At 41.8% G+C, this 5,613-nt stretch carries 5 protein-coding genes; 2 read left to right on the plus strand and 3 right to left on the minus strand.

What is annotated here, in order from left to right; translation table 11 throughout:
* Positions 1–94: 94 nt before the first annotated feature.
* Positions 95–787, minus strand: a complete 693-nt coding sequence (locus tag E1163_RS05040) for a Lipl32 family lipoprotein (protein ID WP_155170149.1) — start codon at positions 785–787, stop codon at positions 95–97.
* Between the two features lie 191 nt (positions 788–978).
* Between E1163_RS05040 and E1163_RS05045 the strand changes: the two genes are divergently transcribed.
* Entirely contained in the window at positions 979–2,967 is a 1,989-nt protein-coding gene (locus E1163_RS05045; protein ID WP_155170151.1) for a tetratricopeptide repeat-containing sensor histidine kinase, read from the plus strand.
* Complete coding sequence (locus E1163_RS05050) at positions 2,954–3,592, plus strand: response regulator transcription factor (protein ID WP_155170153.1); 639 nt, start codon at positions 2,954–2,956, stop codon at positions 3,590–3,592. The genes E1163_RS05045 and E1163_RS05050 overlap by 14 nt, the downstream gene beginning before the upstream one ends.
* A 942-nt stretch (positions 3,593–4,534) precedes the next feature.
* On the opposite strand, the gene E1163_RS05055 is transcribed toward E1163_RS05050, so the two are convergent.
* Entirely contained in the window at positions 4,535–4,957 is a 423-nt protein-coding gene (locus tag E1163_RS05055; protein WP_155170155.1) for a hypothetical protein, read from the minus strand.
* Positions 4,958–5,443: 486 nt separating this feature from the next.
* Positions 5,444–5,596 (minus strand): cbb3-type cytochrome oxidase assembly protein CcoS, encoded by a 153-nt coding sequence (gene ccoS / locus E1163_RS31645; RefSeq protein ID WP_185155964.1) that lies wholly within the window; start codon positions 5,594–5,596, stop codon positions 5,444–5,446.
* Positions 5,597–5,613: the final 17 nt, after the last annotated feature.

Here is a 5,613-nt window from a genome sequence, read left to right on the forward strand (position 1 = left end):
CTACAGCTAGATCTATGTAAGGAGGAAAATTATAATGGACCAAATAAATAGGTGTGCCGGAAGGCTATCCGGCACACTTATTATCTATGAAATATTATTGATTCATTTGCTTCAAAAGCTCATCGATTGATTTAGCCATAGCAACACCGGGAAGCTTTACGGGAGCAGCCACTTCTGCAAGGAAGGTTCCTCTTACCTCACCCACTTTGTAAGTAGTAAAACCTACACGGTACAAGCCTACAGTTAAAGCTTTGTCAGGATTGCTGGCTTCGCTTTTGTAACGTAACAATGAGTTATAGTTACGGCCTTCTGGATCCTTTGGCATCTCTCCACTGTCATCGTTGCTCTCAAGCACTACCCATTTTGCACTTTTAACAGCGTCAGCACTGATATCGTCTTTGCTAACAATTGAAGAACGCTCCAAAGTGATGTAAGTATCAAAGAAGTCGCTTGAACCTTTGTGCTCTTTGTATTCAGCAGACTCGATAGCTTTTTTGTTTTTATAATCAGTCAAAGGAGAAAGCATTCTCACACCCAGCTCAGGAGCAACTGCAGGCACCCATACGTAGATATAGTAGAACTTTTTACCGTCTTTTACCTCATCTTCATTACCAGGCTCAGCATAACCTAAGTAGCTGATCACATCAGTATAAGGTACTTGAATAGTTTTTGGGCCAACCTTCTTTTCAACGGTACTACCAAACTTGTCAAGCTTTTGAGCATTAACACCAAATGCCAACAAAAGGGCTGCCAATGCAAGGCCACTTTTAAGTGATAAATTTTTCATTAGTTTTAAAATAGTTTTGTTTCAATTATTAATTTCTTCACAAAGAAAGTGCGTCGGCCAGCCTTATACATCACCATAATAAGTGAAAACCTTAATTCACTAGTTTTAGTGATTTCGATCAAAAACTATTTTCTTAATTATGCAAAGAGTATAAATTGCGTGGTGAGGTATGTGCCCAATAAAGTCCTGAAATGAAGATATTACATCTGGTTGTTGTTCCCCTTATTATATTCACGCTGATCTGCCTGCATGAGTTTACCGGCACTTGCAATGCTCAGGGCACAACAAAACAGCAGGAAATGCCGCAGCATATAGATGCTTTACTAAATTATGCCGATGAGCAGGTTACAATATCCACTGCACTCGCCGCCGTTTATGCTGATTCAGCCCTGGAACTAAGCAAAAAACATAAGTATGCACCGGGCGAGGCTCGCAGTTATTACTTACTCGGAGCTGCACATACCATCAATGGTGATTTTGAACCTGCCCTCAGCCACCTGAACACTGCCCTGAAATTGCATGATGAACTGAATGATGAACACGGAAGTGTACGCTGCAACAAGTACCTCGGGCGTTTGCATCACTACTCGGGACATAAAGAACAGGCTTTACGCTTTTACATTTCAGCACTCAAACAAGCTGAGCAGATCAACTGGTCAGAAGAAGTGATCAACCTTACCAACAACATCGGCACGGTATATTTGGACGAGCAGCGTTACGACAAAGCCATTGAATATTTTCAACGGTGCCTGGAGATGAAGCCCGACAAAGCCATAGAGTCTATTATTCTGAGTAACATCGGATTCGCCTACAGAAATCAAAAGGAGTATGATAAAGCACTCCAATACCTTAAAAAGAGCCTGACCATATGCTATGAAATGGATGATGTAGAATGTGAATTAGGACCGCTGGGTTTCGTGATAAGGATTTACATGGATTTGGGGGAAGATTCACTGGCCCTTAAATATTCTTATGAGATCATGGAAAAGCAGGAAAAGCTCAGCCAGCGAAAGGGGCTTATGGTCTCCTATAACCGAATAGGCCTTTTATATATGTACCTGCAACAGTCGGACAGTGCCATCAGATATTTTAAAAAGAGCCTTGAGATTGGCAAGGAAACGAATTATGCCTCTATGCACCTGATTCATGCCAACCTCGCTTATGTTTACAAAGATGCGAAAAAGTACGAAGAGGCACTCGAACACATGTTTATACATGTAAGGTTAAAAGACAGCCTCTTTTCGAATGAAAAGAACCGCATCACCGAGGAGCTGCTGGCCAAATACGATGCTGAAAAGCAGTTGAAAGAAATTGAGATCCTGCAAAAGGAAAAAGAACTACAGGAAGCCACCCTGGAACGTCAGTCGCTGACCCAAAATGTGGCCATTGTAGGAGCAGCCCTCATCCTCATTGTGTCTGTTGTAATATTGATCAACTATCAGCAAAAAATAAAAGCCCAGGTCCTGCTATCGGCAAAAACGAAAGAGCTTAATGAGCAAAAAAAGATGGAGCTGATCAGGGAAAACGAAATAAAGGCAATAAAGGCAAACATCGAAGGGCAGGAAAAAGAGCGTGAAAGAATAGCTCAGGAGCTGCACGATGGCGTCGCGGGCAATCTGGCTGGCATCAAGCTGACACTGGCTAACTACTCAGGTAAAGACCAAAGTCCTGATTTGCTAAAAGTGATCAGGAATATTGATGAGACGTATCACGAGGTTCGCTCCCTCTCACACCACTTGATACCACCGAAAATAAAGGAAAACGAATTTATTGAACTGATCAAAAACTACCTTGATGACCTGATAAGGAGCCACTCGTTTGAATTACACTTTGGCTATCACCCCCAGGCTGAGCTAAACAGGCTGCCAAATGAGATCAAAACAGAGATCTACAGGATCATTCAGGAGCTGATGAACAACATCATCAAACATGCCAAGGCTGATCAGGTGGACATTCAACTCACGAAACTGAATGAAAGCCTGAACCTGATGGTTGAGGATAATGGTGTCGGTTTTGATGCCTCGGTGACCTCCGGCGGCATAGGCCTGAACAACATCCACTCGAGGGTGAAGCTGCTTGAGGGAGAAATCAACATTGACACTACGCTTAAACGGGGTACTATCGTTGATATTACCATACCTGTTGACCAATTACATAATGAAGAAGATGAAGAAAATTAACATACTCATTGTAGACGACCACCACATGTTTCTCGAAGGGCTTGCAGCACTGCTGGAAAACATTGAGGATGTCCACCTCGCAGGTACTCTAAAGGACGGACGCGAAGCTCTTGACTACCTGAAATCCAACACGGCAGACGTAGTGATCATGGACATCAGTATGCCAGGTATGGATGGTATGGAACTCAACAGGCTGATCAAAAACGATTATCCGGAAATCAAAACTATGGTACTGAGCACCCATAGCGACCCAAAAACCATTAACAGACTCATACAGGATGATGTGAATGGTTATTTACTAAAAAATGCTGATAAAAGTGAGCTGCTGGATGCCATATACGCACTGGCGAAAGGGGAAAACTACTTCTCCGAAGAGGTGAAAGAAAAATACACCAACAGCATGTTTGCCCGCCAGACCAAATCAAACGAAGAACCTCCGCTAAGCAGACGGGAAATAGAAATACTAAAACTTATTGTAGCCCAAAACACCACCCAGGAAATCGCAGAAAAGCTGTTCATCAGCCAGCACACCGTTAACTCACACAGGAAAAATCTCTTATCAAAACTGGGCCTGAAAAATACAGCGGGTTTAGTGAAGTATGCGTTGGAAGAAGGGCTTGCCTGATTTTTTAGTCGGGAGAATTGAGTATTGAGTATTGAGTATTGAGAACAGGGTACTGATGTTGGATCAAGCTGAATTTCTGGGGAGACCCTAAATTTTCACCTCTTTGCTGACAGACAGTTGTTAATAGCAGTTGGCAAACTCGTATAATATAACAATAAGCGCGGTTTACTGATTTTCAGTGGCAAGTTTCACATTACTTGTTTTACTTTCCAATCTATTTACTCCACAGGTTTTACGTTTGTTCCCTGATGTTTGGTGTTTTGGTATTCGGTAAGCGGTGAATTGAGTGAACGGTGACTAGGTTGGAAGTTAGAGGATCGGAGCCGGAAGTGGTCGGTAAGCGGGTGGTCGGTGGTCGGTGGAGTGTTAGAGAATTAGAATTTGAATATTTCTACAAGACTATCCCCTTGAGTGGATTATCAAATGTTGAGTTAAGGCGGTAGGACATGGCAAATACGCACTTCTTGGTTGATAAATTTAATGACAGATTACAGAGCTAAATTGTGGCTTTACTAAACTTTGAAAGTTTAGTAAAGCTTTACTGTTCGGTAAATACCGGGCTGAAGGTAATAGACTTAATGCAGAGGTTGCTACCCTTCTGCCCCTCGCCTCTCCAGGTAATGGTCTCCTGCCCTAATTAAACTGTGCCTCCGAATGCCGTAGAGTTCTCTGCAAGAGATTCTACTGGCAAGTATATATAATCAACCGCTTAACAGCACTGAAGAGATTATAGTGATGTTTTAAACCGATAAACAGTAATAACATAGGTTAACATTTCCAACAATGAAGCTTTAGTTTAAAAACCGGTCAACTCTAATCAGGCAAGTTCAGAATTGAGTGAACGGTGAACTATGAACAAAAAACCGTAATCCGTAAACCAAAAAAAAGCCACCCAGGCTAACCCGGATGGCTCAATCTAATATAACCTAGTTCAACTATTAATTATGCGTAGAATAAAATACCGGCTACAATTACCCAAGCGCCAATGATGATACCTGCAAGACCTAATTTACCCTGAATGGGAGCCAGTTTAGCCAGCAGTTGTTCTCCCTTTTTCTTGGCCTCTTCGTTTTTGGAAAGCAACAGTTTGCTGATCATTCCATAACCTAAAATAAATCCGAGTACTGCCTCAACCAGGCTGCTTGCCAACCAGGTGATCCACCAAATAGGCCAGTTTGTCAATAAGCCCATGTTCAATACTGCCTGGATAATTCCCCAGATTCCCCAGAAGCAGAATACGAGGCCAATCCATCCCTGGTAAGGCGTTATTTTGTCAAGAATTTCTTTAGCATTTGGCTTTTTAGCCAAAAGCAGGTTTGGTGATGCCAACACGCCCAGGATCATTAATGTAATTCCGTAAATCATTGTGATAAATGTTAATTAAGTTAAATGTTACCTTTTTCGTAAGACTAGAGAGAGGCTCTCACACCCCTCTCTTAACCTAACGACCTCGACACCTATATGTCGATTTTACAGTTACAAAGAAAGGCGCTGGCGGCACGCGGGGCATCACCATAAAATGGGAATATGATTAATCACTATATTTAGTGATAGGCAGACTATGGAGTAGCGGATCAGGAGGGATTTTTGGGAAGACACAAACTTCTTGCCTCTACATTGACATACAGTTAGCAAATCCGGGTGAAATAGCAATAGGAACAGTTTTATCCTGCTTCACGGCTAAGCTTTTGACCCGGATAAACTAGTGTTGAGTTAAGTGTACTGTGCGTATAAGTTGCAGTTATTTTTGTTCCAGACAACGCAAAAAATATGAGCATAGCCGTATATTTTTTAAGGCAGCATGGGACAAAAAGAACAATGGCTAAAGTATGCTTAACTTAACACTAGTTACTACTTCTTCTTTTTCTTGTCTTCAAAAAGCATGCGCATAGATGGTGTAACGGTATCATCAAACTGGCCACTTTTGTTTGCCCATATAAAAAGGGCCAGAAAGCTTCCGGCTACTACCATACTTATGATGATTAAAATGAATATAACAGACATCAGAATAAATGTTTTTT

Source organism: Fulvivirga kasyanovii, assembly GCF_009711405.1.
Lineage (GTDB): Bacteria > Bacteroidota > Bacteroidia > Cytophagales > Cyclobacteriaceae > Fulvivirga > Fulvivirga kasyanovii.